The sequence below is a fragment of the Caballeronia mineralivorans PML1(12) genome (assembly GCF_001028175.1).
GTDB classification, from domain to species: domain Bacteria; phylum Pseudomonadota; class Gammaproteobacteria; order Burkholderiales; family Burkholderiaceae; genus Caballeronia; species Caballeronia mineralivorans.
The window spans coordinates 1-378 of record NZ_AEJF01000316.1 but is presented as its reverse complement, the minus strand read 5'-3'; the positions used below and the strand labels follow the sequence as shown (position 1 = coordinate 378).

Sequence of the window (378 nt, the reverse complement as noted above, 5' to 3'; positions counted from 1 at the left end):
GCGTCCGTCCACGTCTATGAGCGCAGACGGTCCATTCAACCTGTATAACGCGGTAGTGACCGCAGCTGATAAAGCCTCCGCCAACCGTGGCGTGCTGGTAGTGATGAATGACACCGTGCTTGATGGCCGTGACGTCACCAAAACCAACACCACCGACGTAGCGACCTTCAAGTCTGTTAACTACGGTCCTCTGGGTTACATTCACAACGGTAAGATTGACTACCAGCGTACCCCGGCACGTAAGCATACCAGCGACACGCCATTCGATGTCTCTAAGCTGAATGAACTGCCGAAAGTCGGCATTGTTTATAACTACGCTAACGCATCCGATCTTCCGGCTAAAGCACTGGTAGATGCGGGCTATGATGGCATCGTTAG

At 52.9% G+C, this 378-nt stretch carries 1 protein-coding gene; it reads left to right on the top strand.

Going from position 1 to position 378, the window contains the following annotated elements; translation table 11 throughout:
• Nucleotides 1-16: 16 nt before the first annotated feature.
• Nucleotides 17-378: asparaginase domain-containing protein (locus EOS_RS42835; RefSeq protein ID WP_235443144.1), on the top strand; the 362-nt coding region annotated here is incomplete at its 3' end.